14 protein-coding genes are annotated in these 17,034 nt (G+C 59.8%); 9 read left to right on the top strand and 5 right to left on the bottom strand.

Going from position 1 to position 17,034, the window contains the following annotated elements:
- Nucleotides 1-539 precede the first annotated feature (539 nt).
- Together K7431_RS24205 and K7431_RS24200 are read left to right on the top strand one after the other, a co-directional pair.
- Nucleotides 540-740 carry a hypothetical protein gene (locus K7431_RS24205; RefSeq protein WP_043204933.1) on the top strand — a complete coding sequence of 67 codons (201 nt, stop codon included), beginning with the start codon at nt 540-542 and terminating at the stop codon, nt 738-740.
- Nucleotides 741-1,054: 314 nt separating this feature from the next.
- Nucleotides 1,055-2,530, top strand: a complete 1,476-nt coding sequence (locus K7431_RS24200; protein ID WP_012722665.1) for an inorganic phosphate transporter — start codon at nt 1,055-1,057, stop codon at nt 2,528-2,530.
- A gap of 164 nt (nt 2,531-2,694) precedes the next feature.
- Here K7431_RS24200 and ccoM read toward each other — a convergent pair whose 3' ends face one another.
- Nucleotides 2,695-2,811, bottom strand: coding sequence for a cytochrome c oxidase subunit CcoM (ccoM, locus tag K7431_RS30960; protein WP_010212341.1), 117 nt, complete (start codon nt 2,809-2,811; stop codon nt 2,695-2,697).
- A 143-nt stretch (nt 2,812-2,954) separates the two neighbouring features.
- The gene (locus K7431_RS24195) at nt 2,955-3,116 is read right to left on the bottom strand and encodes a hypothetical protein (RefSeq protein ID WP_017137225.1); all 162 of its coding nucleotides are present in this window, start codon (nt 3,114-3,116) and stop codon (nt 2,955-2,957) included.
- 130 nt (nt 3,117-3,246) lie between these two features.
- On the opposite strand from K7431_RS24195, the gene K7431_RS24190 reads away from it, so the two are divergent.
- The 3 genes from K7431_RS24190 (at nt 3,247) to K7431_RS24180 (ending at nt 5,852) form a co-directional block, all read left to right on the top strand.
- Nucleotides 3,247-4,113 (top strand): LysR substrate-binding domain-containing protein, encoded by an 867-nt coding sequence (locus K7431_RS24190; RefSeq protein ID WP_012722663.1) that lies wholly within the window; start codon nt 3,247-3,249, stop codon nt 4,111-4,113.
- Between the two features lie 90 nt (nt 4,114-4,203).
- Entirely contained in the window at nt 4,204-4,674 is a 471-nt protein-coding gene (locus tag K7431_RS24185; RefSeq protein ID WP_012722662.1) for a RidA family protein, read from the top strand.
- On the top strand, nt 4,671-5,852 hold the full coding sequence (locus tag K7431_RS24180) for an aminotransferase class V-fold PLP-dependent enzyme (RefSeq protein WP_012722661.1): 1,182 nt from the start codon (nt 4,671-4,673) through the stop codon (nt 5,850-5,852). Before K7431_RS24185 ends, K7431_RS24180 begins: the two co-directional genes overlap by 4 nt.
- Here the strand turns inward: K7431_RS24180 and K7431_RS24175 are convergent.
- Nucleotides 5,849-6,190, bottom strand: a complete 342-nt coding sequence (locus K7431_RS24175; protein ID WP_043204931.1) for a hypothetical protein — start codon at nt 6,188-6,190, stop codon at nt 5,849-5,851. The two genes, K7431_RS24180 and K7431_RS24175, sit on opposite strands and share 4 nt — an antisense overlap.
- A gap of 219 nt (nt 6,191-6,409) precedes the next feature.
- Here K7431_RS24175 and rapA point away from each other — a divergent pair, with 219 nt between their 5' ends.
- Nucleotides 6,410-9,256 carry an RNA polymerase-associated protein RapA gene (rapA, locus tag K7431_RS24170; protein ID WP_012722659.1) on the top strand — a complete coding sequence of 949 codons (2,847 nt, stop codon included), beginning with the start codon at nt 6,410-6,412 and terminating at the stop codon, nt 9,254-9,256.
- 119 nt (nt 9,257-9,375) lie between these two features.
- Here the strand turns inward: rapA and K7431_RS24165 are convergent, their stop codons facing one another.
- Nucleotides 9,376-10,722 carry a spinster family MFS transporter gene (locus K7431_RS24165; protein ID WP_012722658.1) on the bottom strand — a complete coding sequence of 449 codons (1,347 nt, stop codon included), beginning with the start codon at nt 10,720-10,722 and terminating at the stop codon, nt 9,376-9,378.
- 252 nt (nt 10,723-10,974) lie between these two features.
- Here K7431_RS24165 and K7431_RS24160 point away from each other — a divergent pair, with 252 nt between their 5' ends.
- The 3 genes from K7431_RS24160 (at nt 10,975) to K7431_RS24150 (ending at nt 16,125) form a co-directional block, all read left to right on the top strand.
- Nucleotides 10,975-11,340 carry a YkgJ family cysteine cluster protein gene (locus tag K7431_RS24160; protein ID WP_012722657.1) on the top strand — a complete coding sequence of 122 codons (366 nt, stop codon included), beginning with the start codon at nt 10,975-10,977 and terminating at the stop codon, nt 11,338-11,340.
- A 138-nt stretch (nt 11,341-11,478) separates the two neighbouring features.
- Nucleotides 11,479-13,743 carry a putative bifunctional diguanylate cyclase/phosphodiesterase gene (locus K7431_RS24155; protein ID WP_043204928.1) on the top strand — a complete coding sequence of 755 codons (2,265 nt, stop codon included), beginning with the start codon at nt 11,479-11,481 and terminating at the stop codon, nt 13,741-13,743.
- Between the two features lie 204 nt (nt 13,744-13,947).
- The gene (locus K7431_RS24150; RefSeq protein ID WP_012722655.1) at nt 13,948-16,125 is read left to right on the top strand and encodes a hypothetical protein; all 2,178 of its coding nucleotides are present in this window, start codon (nt 13,948-13,950) and stop codon (nt 16,123-16,125) included.
- Nucleotides 16,126-16,434: 309 nt separating this feature from the next.
- Here K7431_RS24150 and K7431_RS24145 read toward each other — a convergent pair whose 3' ends face one another.
- Nucleotides 16,435-16,737: a DUF2288 domain-containing protein gene (locus tag K7431_RS24145; protein WP_010212359.1), complete on the bottom strand. Its 303-nt coding sequence runs from the start codon at nt 16,735-16,737 to the stop codon at nt 16,435-16,437.
- Nucleotides 16,738-17,034 lie beyond the last annotated feature (297 nt).

The following is a 17,034-nucleotide window of genomic DNA, read 5'->3' as shown; positions in this document are numbered from 1 at the left end:
GACCGCTGGGGAGGTTAGATGGCTATTACAAGCCGCGTCAGCCGGCCTGCACAAGACAGTGCCGATAACATTGTGCGATTATCGGACGATCATTCGATTATCGCAATTTTCTGGCACCCAGCCATACCAGGCTGCAGGGCTGCAGTGACATTAAAAGAGCGGCTAACATAATGCCTGAAATTAGGTGGAATTTATGACGCCAGAATTTGCGCAATTACCGGCGCATCCGTGTAACAAAACGCTCACACAAAGTTGACGGTTTTTAACTTTATGCCGATAGTGTTATTCAAATGCATCGCTATAATGCACTCTATGCGCAGGTTCGCCCGGTTTACAGTATCGGAACCGGCGCCCACTAGATGATGCACAGGCCGTGCATTATCGGTCGCAACTATCTGTCTCGAATGTCTGCACTAAACAAGTGCCGCCCCTGCAGGGTCCAAAGTTGAACGTTTCCACGGGTCAACTTGAAACACCCCGAGGGCGCATTCCGGCATAACGCTGCAACGTATTTACACTCAACTCAATTAGGTAACGATGTGACGAAAGATGAACTGCGCGCGGAACTTGAGCGCCAGGAGCAACGTTACAAGGACGTTTACGGCGGGGAAGTCACCACCTACGCCGCCCAGCCTGAACCTGAACGCAAACCATGGCGCAAACGAGCCAGCCTGCTCGACCAGGCATTTGCCCAGGAAATCCAAAAGATTGAACAGGAACTCAAATCCGAAGAGCCATAAGCGATTCGGTTTGACCCTCAAGGTTCTGGCCTTGACTGCTGGCACATAGCTAGCAGTCAGCAAGCCTGCATCCCACCACTAACAGTAAAATTTCATACAAATGTTTCTGGCGTGACGATTTTGTGACAATCACCCGCCCTGCGGCCCCTCGGCTTTATAAATCAAAGACTTGCCAAAGCCCCGAAAACCCTGGGATGCACCCCTTTCCCGAGGTTTTTTTCAGGGAAGATACTTACCGATGAGCAGCTAGTGCATCGATTACTGAGGTTTTCTGGCATAATCGCGCCCCCTTACGACCGGGTCAGAAAACCTTCATGATCGATTTATTCAGCGGACTGGATGCTTGGGTTCTCGTGAGCCTGCTGCTCGCCCTGGCCTTTGTCCTCGCCTTCGAGTTCATCAATGGCTTTCATGACACCGCTAACGCGGTGGCCACAGTCATCTATACCAAAGCCATGCCGCCGCACCTGGCCGTGTTCTTCTCCGGGGTGTTCAACTTCCTCGGCGTATTGCTCGGTGGTGTCGGTGTCGCCTACGCCATCGTGCATTTGCTGCCGGTGGAGTTGCTGATCAATGTGAACACCGGCCATGGCTTGGCGATGGTCTTCTCTTTATTGGCTGCAGCGATCACCTGGAACCTGGGCACCTGGTACTTCGGCATCCCAGCCTCCAGTTCCCACACCCTGATCGGCTCGATCCTCGGTGTCGGCCTGGCCAACGCCCTGATCAACGACATCCCCCTGGCTGACGGTGTGAACTGGCAGAAAGCGGTGGATATCGGCGCATCGCTGGTGTTCTCGCCGATGGCCGGCTTCCTGGTCGCAGCCCTGGTGCTGCTCGGTCTGAAGTGGTGGCGTCCGCTGTCCAAGATGCACAAGACCCCGGACCAGCGCCGCAAGCTTGATGACAAGAAGCATCCGCCGTTCTGGAACCGCCTGGTCCTGGTGATTTCCGCCATGGCCGTGAGTTTCGTGCACGGCTCCAACGACGGTCAGAAAGGCATCGGCCTGATCATGCTCGTGCTGATCGGTATCGTGCCGGCGCAGTTCGTACTCGACCTGGGCAGCACCACCTACCAGATCGAGCGTACCCGCGACGCCACCTTGCACCTGAACCAGTTCTACCAGCGCAACCATGAGACCCTGGGTGAATTCCTGGCCTTGGGCAAAAGCGTGAAGGACGACCTGCCGGGCAAGTTCCGTTGCAACCCGCAACAGACCGAGCCGACCATCAATGCGTTGCTGGGTACGTTGAAAGGTGTCTCCGACTACCATTCGCTGACGGCCGATCACCGTATCGAAGTACGCCGCTACCTGCTCTGCCTGGACGACACCGCTAAGAAAGTCGGCAAATTGCCAGGCCTGCCGGCACGTGAGAAGTCCGACCTCGACAAGTTGCGCAAAGACCTGACCGCCACCACCGAATACGCACCGTTCTGGGTAATCCTCGCCGTCGCACTGGCCTTGGGCCTGGGCACCATGGTGGGCTGGAAGCGTGTGGTACTGACCATCGGCGAGAAGATCGGCAAGCAGGGCATGACCTATGCCCAAGGCATGTCGGCGCAGATCACCACTGCGACCATGATTGGCTTTGCCAATATCTTCGCACTGCCGGTGTCCACCACCCACGTGCTGTCGTCGGGTGTGGCCGGTACCATGGTCGCCAATAAAAGCGGCCTGCAAGGCGGCACCGTTAAAACCATCCTGATGGCCTGGGTGCTGACCCTGCCAGCCACCGTGGCCCTATCGGCCGGGTTGTTCTGGTTGGCGTCCAAGGCACTCGGCAGCTGATAGCCGCCTGCACAAAAAAGGTGCGATCCGCGAGGCTCGCACCTTTTTTATTGCCCAATTCCAAACCCACCTATTGTCCCTGTGTTGATTATCAAATCGCAGGCAAAAAAAGGGCGACCGAAGTCGCCCAAAATGCCTTGCGTGCTCATGTAACCCGGAAAAACCTATGGTTTTTTACGCTTGTTCGCGTCTTTCCAGATAAAAATTCCAAACCCTACAAAAAACATCACCATGAGGCTCACAGTCAGCACTCCGGCAAATACCACATTATCGATAAACATGACCGGCCTCCTGCACTTGCCCTGTTGCGATAGGGCTAAGTTAATGCAGAAGGCGGATTGGAAAATTGACGGGGATCAATGTCGCCCACGACGGAGCGTAAAGAAGGGCAATAACTGACCTGCATCAATGGATGCAGGCTGTTTCAACGCTTTTTCGGCTTGTTCTTCGGTTTCTTCTTCACTTTACCCAGCGGCATTGCCTGTTCGAAGGCCTGGCGCACTTCATTCAGGCGCTTGTCATTGAGGTCATGCACGCGCTTGGCGCGTTCGGCATTCAGGTCGATCAGCTTGTCGTCTTCACTCATGGCTTGGCTTACGTCGTGGAGGGAATGGCCCAATAATGCGGCCTCCCCAGCTCAACGGCAAATCAGCCAGCGACAAAAGGCAGGCCATCGCCCAAAATCGCTACTTTTCCAGACCCGGAGACGCACCCAGGTGGCACTGCACAAGGACCTTCCGCCGTTGCTGGCCCTGCGCGCCTTCGAAGCCGTGGCGCGGCATTTGAGTTTTATCAAGGCCGCGAACGAGTTGTCGGTGACCCAGAGTGCCCTGAGTCACCAGGTGCAGAAACTTGAGCAGTACTTGGATAAACCGCTGTTTATCCGACGCACGCGCGCGATCGACCTGACCGCCGACGGCCAACAGTACTACGACGAAATCCGCCCGGCGCTCGACGCCATCGCCGCGGCTACCCGCGCCCAACGGGCCACCCCCAGCGCCAGCGTGTTACGCATCGGCTTGCTGGCGTCCTTCGCCACCTTGTGGCTGGCGCCGCGTCTGGCTGGGTTCCTCAATCGCTACCCCCCTATCCAGGTGGAGCTATTGCCGGCCATTCAACTCGCGAACGTCGCTGGCGCTGAGGTCGACCTGGCCATCCGCTATGGCAAGGGTGATTGGCCCGACGTGCAGGCCACGCGACTGATGCCGGAAGTCATCTCCCCGGTGTGCAGCCCTGCGTTCAAGGTACGGCAGGACAGCCCGCTGCTGATGGCGACGTCGCACCGCCCTTTTGAATGGACCGATTGGTCCGAGCACTACCAGGTCGACCTCGCCCACCATCCCCGCGTGATGCTGCACGACTACAACATCGTGGTCGAAGCCGCCGTGGCCGGCCAAGGCATCGCCATGGGCCGTCATCGCCTGATCGAACGCAGGCTGCAGGACGGCAGCCTGGTAGAAGCGTTCGATTGGCCGCCCTACCACAGCGACATCGGTTACTGGCTCATCGCCCCTCAAGGTCCCGCCAGTGAAGCTGCCGCGTGTTTCAGCCAGTGGTTGAAGGAAGCCTGCGCCGACGCGTGAGTTATTTCGATAGGTCGCGTGAGATCTATCCGTTTGTCGCCCTTCGAGACAGCCAACATGCTGAAACCTCTTGAACCCAGAGGATTGATCATGAGCGACTCCCTCCGCCAACGCGTGCACGCCCTCGGCCTCGCGCTGCCTACGCCCAGCCAGCCGATTGCCAATTACATCAACCACGTCGTCAGCCAGAACCACCTGTTTGTCTCCGGTCAGATTCCGCTTGTAGACGGCAAACCGGCCTACGTCGGCCGGTTGGGCGAGTCCATCAGCGATGAGGAAGGCGCACACGCGGCAGAACTCGCGGCACTGGGCCTGCTGGGGCAGTTGAGCGATGCCCTCGGTGATGACCTCTCACGACTGGTACGCACCGTGCGCCTGGGGGTGTTTATCGCCAGCGGCGCTGACTTCAAACAACAGAGCGTGGTCGCCAACGGCGCCTCCAACTTGCTGGTCAACGCCCTTGGCGAAAAGGGCCGGCATGTGCGCACCGCCGTGGGCGTTTCCAGCCTGCCGGCCGGCGTGGCGGTGGAGGTCGATGCCATTTTCGAGCTGCACCCATGAGCCCGCTCGACGTTCAGCACTTGCGGGACAACACGCCTGGTTGCCAGTCCGGCATCGTGCACTTCAACCACGCCGGTGCCTCGCTGCCGAGCCAGGCGACCCTTGATGCGATCATCGAACACCTGCAACGGGAAGCCCGCGAGGGCCCAATGGAAGCCGGCGAGCATGGCGCCGTCTTGGTGGAAAAAGCCCGCCGTGCCGCCGCGCAACTGCTTAACGCCCCGGTCTCATCCATCGCGTTTGCCGGCAGTGGCTCGACCGCCTGGAGCATGGCGTTCCAAGCCTTGGGGCCCTGGCAGCCGGGCGATCGCATTCTGGTCGGCCGCCACGAATGGGGCGGTAACCTGGCCAGCATGGAAGGGGCGGTGCAAGCAGGCGCTCGGGTGGAGGTCATCCCCTGCGACGACAGCGGCGCAGTCTGCCCAGTGGCGCTGGAGTCGATGATCGACGCTCGCGTGAAGTTGATCGACCTCACCTGGCTCCCGGCCAACGGCGGCCTGATCAACCCCGCCCAGGCCATCGGCGAAGTGGCCAGGCGTCACGCCATCCCCTACTTCATCGACGCCGGCCAAGCCGTCGGCCAACTGCCGGTGGATGTGCAAGCGCTGCACTGTGACGTGCTCAAGTCAGCCGGGCGCAAACACCTGCGTGGGCCACGAGGCACCGCGCTGTTGTATGTGCGACCGGCTTTTCTTGAGCGCTTGAACCCTGTTCAGCGTGACGTGTTTTCAGCGCCCTGGACCGCCCGGGGGTTCGACCTGCGCCAGGACGCACGGCGCTTTGAAACCAGCGAAACATCCTTCGCCTTGCTGGCGGGGCTGGGCAATGCGTTGCAAGAGATGAACGGGCTGGGAATCGAGCGCCTATGGGAAAGGGTTTCGCAGACCAGCGAGCGAATCCGCGAAGCGTTGCGTGGGGTTCCGGGCATTACCCTGCACGACCTGGGCACTCGCCAGTCAGGCTTGATCGCCTTCAACCTGGCGGGTTGGGACGCCTTTGAACTCAAGCGGCGGCTGGGGTTGAAGCGCATTAACATCGGGGCCAACGGTGTCGCCTACACGCCGCTGGATATGCAGGCGCGGGGCCTTGAAAGCGTGGCGCGGATTTCTGTCAGCCCGCTCAATACCGAACACGAGATCGAGGTGCTGATAACGGCCCTGCGGGCACTGCACGACTAAACCTCGACGTCCACCCACAGGCCTTGGCGTGGCGCATCTTCGATCAGCGGTATCACCGGCACCGTATTGTCGGCGTTGAGCACATCCCCCGGAATGGCCAGGTGCTGCTCCGGGTCGTCCTCGGCTTCACGCCGGCGTTTCTGTTGTTCCTGCTGGCGACGTTGTTCTTCGCGCAGCAAAAACGTCGACGTCTCGGCATCGCCCTTTTTCAGGTCGATGGTGCTTTCGTTGGAGCCCGGTTGCACTGGCACCACGGGCGGGATATCCGGCTTCTGACGTACCGGATCGAGTTGTGACGTGACCGGCACAACGCTGACGGGCAGCATGGGTGGCAGCATAGTGATTATTCTCCTGATCAACAGGCTGTCGGCGGGTTGCAGGGTGACTTGAGCGCAAGCTCGCCAACCTGTGACCCAGTCGACACTCGCAAGTGCCCGCCACCCGTCGATTCAGCTTCCGATGTGCCACCCCCAGGGAGTAGTTTTTGTCAGAGTCCTTGGGCGTGGGGGCTTGTTCCGTTAAGATAGTCGGCTTTTTCACGGCGGGAGTCAGGCAGCATGGCGCAGCAGTATCAACCGGGGCAACGCTGGATTAGTGACAGCGAAGCAGAGCTGGGGTTAGGCACCGTTCTGGCACAGGACGGCCGCTTGTTGACCGTGCTCTATCCGGCCACTGGCGACACCCGCCAGTATGCGCTACGGAATGCGCCCCTCACCCGCGTGAGGTTCTCGCCGGGTGACTCCATCACCCATTTCGAAGGCTGGAAAATGACCGTGCAGGAAGTCGACGATGTCGACGGCCTGCTGGTGTACCACGGCCTCAATGGGCAGCACGAGCAGGTCACCCTGCCGGAAACCCAACTGTCCAACTTCATTCAGTTCCGCCTGGCCAGCGACCGCCTGTTCGCCGGGCAGATCGACCCGCTGGCCTGGTTCTCGCTGCGTTACCACACGCTGGAACACACCAGCCGCCAATTGCAGTCTTCGTTGTGGGGCCTGGGTGGTGTGCGTGCGCAACCTATCGCTCACCAATTGCACATCGCCCGTGAAGTCGCTGACCGTATCGCGCCACGGGTATTGCTGGCTGACGAAGTCGGCTTGGGCAAGACCATCGAAGCCGGCCTGGTGATCCATCGCCAATTGCTGTCGGGCCGCGCCAGCCGCGTGTTGATCCTGGTACCGGAAAACCTGCAGCACCAGTGGCTGGTGGAAATGCGCCGCCGCTTCAACCTGCAGGTCGCGCTGTTCGATGAAGAGCGCTTTATCGAAAGCGATGCGACCAACCCGTTCGAAGACACCCAGTTGGCCCTGGTGGCCCTGGAATGGCTGGTCGACGACGAAAAGGCCCAGGACGCGCTGTTCGCGGCCGGTTGGGACCTGTTGGTGGTCGACGAAGCCCACCACTTGGTGTGGCATGAAGACAAAGCCAGCGCCGAATATTCGCTGGTCGAACAACTCGCCGAAGTGATTCCCGGCGTGCTGCTGCTCACCGCTACCCCCGAGCAACTCGGCCAGGACAGCCACTTCGCGCGCCTGCGCCTGCTCGACCCGAACCGTTTCCACGACCTGCACGCCTTCCGCGCCGAGAGCGAGAACTATCGCCCGGTGGCCGAAGCCGTGCAGGAGTTGCTCGACAAGGGCCGCTTGTCCCCCAAGGCCCACGAGACTATCCAGGGTTTCCTCGGCAATGAAGGCGAAGCACTGCTGACCGCCGTCAACGATGGTGACACCGAAGCCAGCGCGCGCCTGGTGCGTGAGCTGCTCGACCGCCACGGCACCGGCCGCGTGCTGTTCCGTAACACCCGCGCCGCCGTGCAAGGCTTCCCGGAGCGCAAGCTGCACGCCTACCCGTTGCCGAACCCGGACGAGTACATGGAGTTGCCGCTGGGCGAACACGCCGAGCTGTACCCGGAAGTCAGCTTCCAGTCGCAGCCGGATGTTGAAGAAGAACACCGCTGGTGGCGCTTCGACCCACGGGTCGAGTGGCTGATCGACCAGCTGAAAATGCTCAAGCGCACCAAGGTCCTGGTGATCTGCGCCCACGCTGAAACCGCCATGGACCTGGAAGACGCCCTGCGCGTACGTTCCGGCATCCCGGCCACGGTGTTCCACGAGGGCATGAACATCCTCGAGCGTGACCGCGCCGCCGCCTACTTCGCCGATGAAGAGTTCGGCGCCCAGGTGCTGATCTGCTCGGAAATCGGCAGTGAAGGCCGTAACTTCCAGTTCTCCCACCACTTGGTGCTGTTCGACCTGCCGTCCCACCCCGACCTGCTGGAACAGCGGATCGGCCGTCTGGACCGGATCGGCCAGAAACACGTGATCGAACTGCACGTGCCGTACCTGGAAACCAGCCCGCAAGAGCGCCTGTTCCAGTGGTACCACGAAGCGCTGAACGCGTTCCTCAACACCTGCCCGACCGGCAACGCCTTGCAGCATCAGTTCGGCCCACGCCTGCTGCCGCTGCTGGAAAACGCCGACGACGGCGAGTGGCAAGCCCTGATCGACGAGGCCCGTGCCGAGCGCGAGCGTCTGGAACAGGAGCTGCACACCGGCCGCGACCGTCTGCTGGAGCTCAACTCCGGCGGCGCAGGCGAAGGTGATGCGCTGGTGGAAGACATCCTCGAGCAAGACGATCAGTTCGCCCTGCCGATCTACATGGAAACCCTGTTCGACGCATTCGGCATCGACAGTGAAGACCATTCGGAAAACGCGCTGATCCTCAAGCCCAGCGAAAAAATGCTCGACGCCAGCTTCCCTCTGGGCGACGACGAAGGCGTGACCATCACCTACGACCGTAACCAGGCACTGTCGCGCGAAGACATGCAGTTCATCACCTGGGAACACCCGATGGTGCAGGGCGGCATGGACCTGGTGCTGTCCGGTTCAATGGGCAACACCGCCGTGGCGTTGATCAAGAACAAGGCGCTCAAGCCGGGCACCGTGTTGCTGGAACTGCTCTACGTCAGCGAAGTGGTTGCCCCGCGCTCGCTGCAACTGGGCCGCTACCTGCCACCGGCCGCCCTGCGCTGCCTGCTGGATGCCAATGGCAACGACCTGTCCGGCCGTGTGACCTTCGAAACCCTCAACGACCAGTTGGAAAGCGTGCCACGTGCCAGCGCCAACAAGTTCATCCAGGCCCAGCGCGACCAGCTGACGCCGCGGATCAACGCCGGTGAAGAGAAGATCACCCCACGCCACGCCGAGCGCGTAGCCGAGGCCAAACGCCGCCTGGCGGCAGACACCGACGAAGAACTGGCGCGCCTGACCGCGTTGCAAGCGGTCAACCCGACCGTACGCGACAGCGAGCTGGTTGCCCTGCGCACCCAACGCGAGCAAGGCCTGGCCATGCTGGATAAGGCGGCGCTGCGCTTGGAAGCGATTCGGGTTCTGGTCGCCGGTTAATAGCTACCTTCTTTCTTTGTCTTGAGGGCCTCATCGGGGGCAAGCCCCCTCCCACACGTTGATTTGTGAAAGCAGTCAAATGTGGGAGGGGGCTTGCCCCCGATGGCGTCACTGCGGTCTCAAACAGCAACCGCAGCAGCAGGTACCTCCACCCCGCTCAACCCCTCTTTCATCTTCTTGGCATCCCGCACAAAGCTGCGCGACGCCTGGAACAGAAACAGCATGGTCAGGAACAACGCCACCGGAATCAGGTACATGGCGTCATGCAACCCCACCGCCTTGTAAGCCTCGGTCATCTGCTCCGCCCCCGCCGCATACATCGCCGAATGAGCAAAATGGTCGGACAAGCCCCCTACAACGATCGGCCCCATGCCGCCACCCAACAAATACAGCCCGGCAAAAAACAGCGCCATCGCCGTGGCCCGCAGGCGCGGTTCGACCACATCCTGGATCGCCGTGTACACGCAGGTGTAGAAGTTATAGGCGAACAGCCAGCCCACACTGAACAACGCCACAAACACACCAATCTCAATGCGCCCGGCGTGCAACGCCCAGGCCGTGGTCACGGTGGAGATGATCAGGCTGAACGCGGCGAACAGCAGCCGGCCGTTGGCGACACGCTGATGGATCTTGTCGGCGATCCAGCCACCCAGGGTCAGGCCCACCAGGCCGGTCAGGCCGACGATCACCCCGGTTGCCACGGCGGCATCCTGCAACGGCATCAGGAAATAACGCTGCAACATCGGCACCAGGAATGAGTTGCAGGCATAGGTCGCGAAGTTGAAGCACAACCCGGCCAGCACCAGCCACAGGAAGGTCGGCACCGCCAGCACGCGGCGGATCGGGCGGTCGACGCGTTCCTGTGAAACCTGCACGGTTTCCGCCGCGCCGCGCTTGGGCTCCTTGATATAGAACATGAACACAGCAAGGATCAGCCCCGGCACCGCCGCGATAAAGAAGGGTGCACGCCAGCTGTCGAACGCCTTGACCATCCAACCGATGGTGAAGAACGCCAGCAACAGACCCAACGGCAGCCCCAGCATGAAAATCCCCATGGCCCGCGCGCGGCGGTGCGCCGGGAACAGGTCGCCAATCAATGAGTTGGCGGCTGGCGCATAGCTGGCTTCGCCAATGCCAATGCCCATGCGCACCAGCAAAAACGTCCAGAAACTGCCGACCAGACCGTTCACCGCCGTCAGCCCGCTCCAGGCGAACAGGCCCCACCCCATCAGTTTGCTGCGCGAGCCGGTATCGGCCAGTCGCCCGAGCGGCAGGCCGGCAATGGCGTAGACGATGGTGAAAGCGGTGCCGATGATGCCGAGCTGGAAGTCACTCAGGTGCCATTCCATGCGGATTGGCTCGATGATGATCGCGGGAATGGTGCGATCGAAGAAGTTGAACAGATTGGCGAGGAACAGCAGGAACAGAATGCGCCAGGCATTCGCCGCTTGGGTCGAGTTCTGCATGGGTCCGTCTCTTTTATTGTTATGAGAGCTGCGATGCCCGATGCATCCTGCCCGGTACCTGCAACATAGTCAGGCGGGCGAGGCTTGTCTGTAATGATTCGTAAAGCTGATAGGGCATGATTTCACCCGGCATCCTGGGACTTTCCCTACGGAAAATATAAGTTCTGTCCCCTCTTCCCAATGGCCATGGCACGGATAGAATGGCGAGCCTTCCTGTAACACCCCATTCTACTTTTCTTATCGATGACGCCCATGTCCGAAGCCAGTCCGTGTCTGAATTGCGGTGCCTGTTGTTCACACTTTCGTGTGTCTTTCTTCTGGGGTGAATGCGCCTCGTCGGGAGGCACGGTGCCCGATGACTTGGTGGTGCAAATCAACCCGACCCGCGTGGCAATGATCGGCACCGACCAGAAACCTGCGCGCTGCTGCAGCCTTGAGGGTGAAGTGGGCCAGGCCACCCGTTGCACGATCTACGAGCAGCGTTCGAGCGTATGCCGCGAATTCGAGTCCTCGTGGTACCAAGGCGTACAAAACGTCGATTGCGATGCCGCACGCGCAGCGTTTGGCCTGGCCCCCCTGGAAGCCCCCTTCGAGTTGACACTGCCCATCAGCGCTTAGCATCAAACGCTATGGGAGGCATGCCAAAATGGTTCACAGCAATGTGCCATTATTCGTGGCAAATTCCGCGAGGCTTCTATACTGGACCTCATAGGTCATCGCCGTAGGCAGTGACGTGACTCTATGACGGGACATGCTATGGAATGGCTAGGTCTGCATTTTTTTACCGAACTTCCAGAGAGCGGGCACTTATTACTCAATTGCAGTCATAACCCCTTCCTGGTACTCCTGGCCTACCTGGTCGCTTGCGCGGCGGGTTTCGGCACGCTGGACATGGCCGAGCGCGTCGGCCACGTCGAGGACCCTACCGCAAGACGCCACTGGCGCTGGCTCGGCGCCGGCTGCCTGGCCGGCGGGATCTGGTCCACTCACTTCATCAGCATGCTGGCCTTCCAGGCGCCAATCGCGATTCACTACGACCTGTTGATGACGTTCGCGTCCTTGATGATCGCCCTGATCGCGTCGCTGTTTGCCATGCAAACGCTCAGTCATTCCAGCCTACGCTTCCACCAGTATGTGCTGGCGTCTATATGGATGGGGATCGGCATCGCCTTGATGCACTACGTGGGCATGTCGGCCATGCGTTCCCAGGCCCAACTGTATTTCGACTCGGGATTGTTCCTGGCCTCGGTGGGCATCGCCATGGGTGCGAGCCTGGCCGCGTTGTTGCTGTCGAGTCACTTGCGCACGGGCACCGGCGTGTTTCATCAACTGCTCAAATACGCCGCCAGCCTGGTCCTGGGCGCGGGAATCCTGAGCATGCATTTTACGGGCATGGCGGCCCTGCAGTTGATCGTCCCCGCCGGCGCTGACCTCTCACTGCCTTCGGATAACAACCCCATTCAACTGGGGTTGTCGGTGGCGGTCATCACCCTGCTGGTCATTGGCAGCAGCATCAGCGCCGCCCTGGCCGACAAGAAGCTGCAACACAAAGAACGCGACCTGCGCCGGGTCAATGCCCTGCTCAGCGAACTGGACCAGGCCCGCGCCTCCCTGCAACAGGTAGCCCATTACGACGCCTTGACCAGCCTGCTCAATCGGCGGGGTTTCAATCAGATCTTCGCGGAGAAACTCGCCGAAAAAGCCGCGTCAAACGGCATGATGGCAGTGATCTTCCTCGATATCGACCACTTCAAGCGCATCAATGACAGCCTCGGGCATGACGCCGGTGACCAATTACTCACCGTGCTGGCCGCGCATATCAAGGGCTCGGTGCGCAGCCATGCGGATGTGGTGGCGCGGTTTGGCGGTGATGAGTTCTGCATTCTGATCAGCATTCACCACCGCGACGAAGCCCGGCACCTGGCCCAGCGCATCATGCAAAAGATGAAGGAGCCCATCGAACTGGCTGGCCGCCGTATGGTGATGACCACCAGCATCGGCATCAGCCTGTATCCCGATGACGGCCTGACCTGCGAAGAGTTGCTCAAAACCGCTGACCTGGCGCTGTACCAGTCCAAGGACGCGGGGCGCAACAGCCTGAACTTCTTCAGTTCCAACCTGAAAACCCGAGCCTTCCTCGAACTGCAACTGGAAGAAGAACTGCGCGGCGCCCTGCGCACCCGTAACCAACTGGTGCTGTTCTACCAACCGATCTTTGACATGAAACTGGGCAAGGTCACACGGCTGGAAGCCCTGGTGCGCTGGCAACACCCACAGCATGGGCTGCTGGCGCCGGACCGGTTTATCGGTATCGCCGAAAGCAACGGGCTGATTGCCGAATTGGACCACTGGGTGCTGCGCCAAGCCTGTCATGACCTGAGCCTGCTGTCTGACCGGGGCTATACCGAATTGACCATGGCGGTGAACTGCTCGGCCCTTAACCTGGCCCGGGATGAACTGGCGGACGAAATCGAGGATGCGCTGCGTTTCAGTGCAATTGCCGCCAACCGCCTGGAACTGGAAGTCACCGAAAACGCGCTGATGGGCAACATCAGCAGCACCCTGGCGCTGCTGCGGCAAATCCGCGCGCTAGGCGTGTCGCTGGCCATCGACGACTTTGGTACCGGCTATTCGTCCCTGGCCTACCTCAAGCGCCTTCCCCTCAACACCTTGAAGATCGACCGCTCGTTTATCCAGGACATTCCCAAGTCCACCGCCGATATCGAGATTGTCCAGGCGATTATTGGCATGGCCCATACCCTGCACCTGGAGGTCGTCACCGAAGGCGTGGAAACCCAGGCGCAGTTCGAGCTGTTGCTCAAGCATGGCTGTGATTTCGTCCAAGGCTACCTCTTGAGCCCGGCAGTGCCCGCCAGCGACATCATCGGTGTCATGCAGGGTATCAACTTGCGCAACCCACTCTATCCGCACAGCCTGGTGGGCGCCAAAGACAACAGCGCACCGAAAGAGCCTGCTCCCACGCGCAAAGGCAACACGTCCATCGTCAGGCCAATTCGCTGACGCCTAAACTTTGGCATTTCGCCATCATTGGCCTAAAGAACGCCGACGAACGGCCGATTCATCAGAGTCCGGCCAGGTTTTCCCTGAGCACAACAGGGTCAAGCCCGATCGTCCCGGACAAGGACGCACTGCAAAGTCGCGAACTCCCATTCCGTGATGGCCATTTGATACTTTTCAGCCATCCGCCCAGGCACATGGCGCACAATGACTTCTAAAAATAACTCTGCCACCGTGGTATCCGACGTGTTGCTCCCAGCTCCTGCGGAAAAACCCTCAGGTTCAAAGTCATTGAGCACCGCCCGCCCGCTGGCCACTCAGCAATACCTGTATTTCACCGAAACCAATACCGACCGCATCCTCGACAACCTTGATGGCCTGCGCGACATGGTGTTCCCTCGCCCGCCCCACCTGGAAGGCGACAGCGATCCGCGCACCGAGCAGGAATTCCCGTCGGTGTGCCTGATCGGCCTGGGCCGTTGCGGTTCGAACATCGCGCTGGATGTAGCGGAGCTGGTGTACAACGCCCGCAAGTTCTACTTGAACGAGTTCAGCAACGAAGATAAATCACAGGACAAGGGTTACAGCCCGGCCCAGTGGATCCGCAACAACCTGCGCCTGGGCAGCGGCAAGGCCAGCAAACCGGTGTTCCTGGTAGAACCGCTGGTGATGCTCGGCGACCTGGACAAGGACATCGCCGGGCGCATCCGTTTTTCGCGCAAGGGCGAGAAAAGCGGTTTCCTGCGTGACTACAGCAAGATGAAAATCATGGACCTGTCGGAGGTCCACGCCGGTGGCGCCGGTAACGCGCCGATCCTCGGCCAGTACCTGGCCAAGATCATCCTCAACAAAGACACCCAGCGTTTTTCCAGCCCCGACTGGAAGATGATCCACTCGTATTTGATCGACTCCTGCGGCATCAAGGCCAACCAGTCGCGCCTGTACTTCTCAATCTTCAGCGCCGGCGGCGGTACCGGCTCGGGCATGGCCTCGGAGTTCGGCCTGGCCCAGCAGCACTCGTACATGAACAAGACGTTCGACACCAAGCCCGCCGACGAGCACGACAGCAAGAGCGGCCACGCCTTTGTGTTCGAGCCGATCTTCACCAGCGGCATTTGCGTGCTACCGAATATCTCCGACCACCGCAGCGAAATGTCCGAGGCGCTGCACATCAACGCCGGACGGCTGCTGTGCAAATACCTGTCGGAAGAATGGGATTTCTCGTACAACTTCGCCAATGAAGACAGCAGCGAAGCCAGTGTGAAGGGCCGTATCCGGCCGTGGAACGCGATGATGCTGATCTCCAACGACATCATGCGTTATGCCGAAGAAAGCGATGACGGCAATATCCAGAACATTGACGTCAATGCCATGGAAAAACACGCCAACCAGTACATTTCCCAGCAGATCTTCAACATCCTCACGGCCCAGGCCGTGACCACCGACTACGACCAGAACTACTTCCGCCGCGCCGGTATCGACATCGGCGAAACCATTCGCCTGGATGCCAACGACCTGTTCATGAGCCTGGCCGGCCCGGTGGCGATTGCCTACGCCGAGTCCGTAGTCCCGGAAACGCCGGCACCGTCGAATGACAAATTCAAGGTCTTCGAGAAAGAGCCCCAGCGCCTGAACATCGACGACCTGTTCTTCCGCTCCATCGACCTGCCGCACTTCAACAAAGTCACCCAGGCCATCGAAGGCATCAGCTTGCTGCCGATTGAATCCAAGCGCTACAAGGCCTCCCTGGAGCAGTACAAGAACTCCGGCTACGACGCGGCCGCGCTGCATGACCTGCACTTCTTCAAGAACTGCTCGTCGGTGGTGTCCATCGTGTCGCTGCCCAAGGACTACAAGCTTTCCTACATGGACCTGAACCGGCTCAAGACCCACCTCAACAGCTTGTTCCCCAACACCACCCTCAAGCGCTACGCGCTGGTGATCGGTGCCTCGGCCAACCTGTCGTTGACCACCCTGATCGCGAAAAGCCCGTGCCTGTCGGATGACTTCCTCACGTTGATCGTGGCCTTTATCAAGCGCTGCTTTGCACGTAACCCGTACCGCTTCGATGACACGCTGGACAACTCGATCCTGGACTTCATCATCCACGAAGACTTCGATGAAGACCGCATCGACGAGTTGCTCAACGAGTTCGAAAACCCGGCAAAGATCCTCGATACCAACTGGTACGCGATCAAGCCGATGTATGAGAAGAAGTACCGCGAGCTGATCAACGACAAAGACAAGTTTGTGTCGATCAATGACATTCGCCTGTCACGGGACTGCGTAAAGAAAGCGATCAAGTACCTGCGCGAGATTTATCGTCACCGCATCGGCAAGACCAAGGTTATTTCGTTGAATAACCATACCGGGAAAACCGCCTAGGCCGCGTTGCCCTCTTCGCGAGCAAGCCCGCTCCCACAGTCGAGCGCATTTCTGCAGGATGCGCACGGTCAACTGAGGGAGCGGGCTTGCTCGCGAATGCGGTAGTCCAGACAACAGCTATCTACAGTCCCGGCACACTTGGAAACAATTACGCAGCGATTCCGCAAGCGCCCTAACTGTTCCCATGCCGTGCACGTCACCCTCACCTGTGACCTTTCTTCACGGCAACATGCCATCACGGCGTCAGCAGTTACTCCGCTACACACTTGCCACAGCAAAAAACACGCACCTTTTTCGCGCAACCCTTTCTTACACTGCCCTTTCCTGGATCAGAATCCACGGCGATACCACCACCGCCCATAGGCTCGGATCACGTTCAACCAAGTCCAATGCCCGCGTCGCAGACACCTCGCCAAGGCTCCCTGCGGCCAGCCAGGCAGCGACTTTATCGCGGTTGTCCTCAGCCATTCCCTCGGCAGCCTCGATCAAATCCAGGCCGGCGTCGACCCACAATAGGGCACCCTTGGCAAAGAACGGCTCAAGCTCCTTCCAGGAAATTTCGGCGGTTTCTCCGAGCAGCTTGGCATAGAGGGTGCTAGGTTCTTGCGTCATGGGTGTTCACCTTGGGGAAAAATCGGCGCAATCATAGCGTCACGCCTCAAGCAGAAAAACCCAGTTGCAAATGAGTCATCGAGAGAAAGTGTCAGGAACGCCAAGGATTGCCCGAAACTCTGGCATCACCCCGCCGCAATTCTGTCTTTTTCTTTCATTTAAGCGACACACCCGGCTTTTGCCCCCAGCAGCCAGCTTTTCAACCGATCAACCGGCGCTCTACACTGTACCGGTACAGTTGCCAGGGCACTGCCGGGGGGATATCCGAGATATCTGATCCGGTTCTGCAGCTCACAA

This window comes from Pseudomonas fluorescens group sp., assembly GCF_020093335.1.
GTDB classification, from domain to species: Bacteria; Pseudomonadota; Gammaproteobacteria; order Pseudomonadales; family Pseudomonadaceae; genus Aquipseudomonas; species Aquipseudomonas petroselini.
This window is presented reverse-complemented; position numbering and strand designations above follow the sequence as displayed.

What these genes read in the sequence shown, in the direction of transcription:
- K7431_RS24200 (WP_012722665.1), top strand. Translation starts at nt 1,055, where the DNA reads ATGATCGATTTATTCAGCGGACTGGATGCTTGGGTTCTCGTGAGCCTG.
- ccoM (WP_010212341.1), bottom strand. Translation starts at nt 2,811, where the DNA reads ATGTTTATCGATAATGTGGTATTTGCCGGAGTGCTGACTGTGAGCCTC.
- K7431_RS24195 (WP_017137225.1), bottom strand. Translation starts at nt 3,116, where the DNA reads ATGAGTGAAGACGACAAGCTGATCGACCTGAATGCCGAACGCGCCAAG.
- K7431_RS24185 (WP_012722662.1), top strand. Translation starts at nt 4,204, where the DNA reads ATGAGCGACTCCCTCCGCCAACGCGTGCACGCCCTCGGCCTCGCGCTG.
- K7431_RS24180 (WP_012722661.1), top strand. Translation starts at nt 4,671, where the DNA reads ATGAGCCCGCTCGACGTTCAGCACTTGCGGGACAACACGCCTGGTTGC.
- K7431_RS24175 (WP_043204931.1), bottom strand. Translation starts at nt 6,190, where the DNA reads ATGCTGCCACCCATGCTGCCCGTCAGCGTTGTGCCGGTCACGTCACAA.
- rapA (WP_012722659.1), top strand. Translation starts at nt 6,410, where the DNA reads ATGGCGCAGCAGTATCAACCGGGGCAACGCTGGATTAGTGACAGCGAA.
- K7431_RS24165 (WP_012722658.1), bottom strand. Translation starts at nt 10,722, where the DNA reads ATGCAGAACTCGACCCAAGCGGCGAATGCCTGGCGCATTCTGTTCCTG.
- K7431_RS24160 (WP_012722657.1), top strand. Translation starts at nt 10,975, where the DNA reads ATGTCCGAAGCCAGTCCGTGTCTGAATTGCGGTGCCTGTTGTTCACAC.
- K7431_RS24155 (WP_043204928.1), top strand. Translation starts at nt 11,479, where the DNA reads ATGGAATGGCTAGGTCTGCATTTTTTTACCGAACTTCCAGAGAGCGGG.
- K7431_RS24150 (WP_012722655.1), top strand. Translation starts at nt 13,948, where the DNA reads ATGACTTCTAAAAATAACTCTGCCACCGTGGTATCCGACGTGTTGCTC.
- K7431_RS24145 (WP_010212359.1), bottom strand. Translation starts at nt 16,737, where the DNA reads ATGACGCAAGAACCTAGCACCCTCTATGCCAAGCTGCTCGGAGAAACC.